2 protein-coding genes are annotated in these 1,045 nt (G+C 47.2%); both read left to right on the plus strand.

Annotated elements, in window-relative coordinates; all coding sequences use genetic code 11:
• Window positions 1-587 (plus strand): bifunctional 5,10-methylenetetrahydrofolate dehydrogenase/5,10-methenyltetrahydrofolate cyclohydrolase (locus ATZ99_RS00040; RefSeq protein WP_068747217.1); only part of this gene is annotated, 587 nt, incomplete at its 5' end.
• Window positions 588-605: 18 nt separating this feature from the next.
• A partial coding sequence (locus tag ATZ99_RS00045; RefSeq protein WP_068747218.1) for a methylenetetrahydrofolate reductase C-terminal domain-containing protein occupies window positions 606-1,045 on the plus strand: 440 nt, incomplete at its 3' end.

Here is a 1,045-nt window from a genome sequence, read left to right on the forward strand (position 1 = left end):
ACGGCATACTCATAATGAGGCCGCTGCCCTCCCACCTATCTGAAGACCAGATAAAATACCACATAGACCCCCAAAAAGACGTAGACTGCTTTTCGCCCATAAACGTAGCAAAAATAACCGCGGGAGAAGAAACGGGCTTTCCTCCCTGCACCCCCCAGGCCGTCATAGAAATACTCAATCACTATCAAATAGACCTGACCGGCAAAAAAGCATTAATCCTGGGGAGGAGCATGGTAGTAGGAAGGCCCCTTGCCATGATGATGCTAAAACAAAACGCCACTGTAACAATCTGCCACACAAAGACAAAAAACCTCTTTGAAGAAACAAAGAAGGCAGAAATACTCGTAGCAGCCGCAGGTAAGGCAAAAATAGTAAAAGCCGATATGGTAGGGGAAGGGGCGGTAGTAATAGACGTCGGCATAAACGTAGACCAAAACGGCAAACTCTGCGGCGACGTAGACTTTGAACAAGTACAGCATAAAGCCGGCATGATAACCCCCGTGCCCGGCGGAGTAGGCTCCGTCACCTCCACCGTCCTCGTAAAACACACAATAAAAGCCTTAAAACAACAAAAAGCAATAAACTAAAAAAAAGGGGGAAAACCTGTGATAATAACAAAACAAAAACCCATGGAAGAAATCCTTAATAACCTTCAGGGGATACAAAAAATATACCTCACGGGCTGCAGCCTCTGCGCCACCTCCTGCATGACCGGAGGAGAAAAAGAACTCATAAAAATGAAAGAAGACTTAGAAAAAGAAGGCAAAAAAATAACCGGATATATAGTCCTCGACCCCTCCTGCAACAAACTCCAGGTAAAATCCACCCTCAAAAAAAACAAAGAAGCCGTAGAAGAAGCAGAAGCGGTACTTTCCTTAGCCTGCGGAGACGGAGTCCAGACCGTAGCGGGAGTATTACAGGAAAAACCCGTATACCCCGCCAACGACACCCTCTTTATCGGCGAAGTAGAAAGAATAGGGCACTTTACCGAAGCCTGCAGAGCCTGCGGCGAATGCGAACTTGCCTGGACCGGAGGCATATGCCC

The sequence above is a fragment of the Thermovenabulum gondwanense genome (assembly GCF_001601575.1).
Lineage (GTDB): Bacteria > Bacillota > Thermosediminibacteria > Thermosediminibacterales > Thermosediminibacteraceae > Thermovenabulum > Thermovenabulum gondwanense.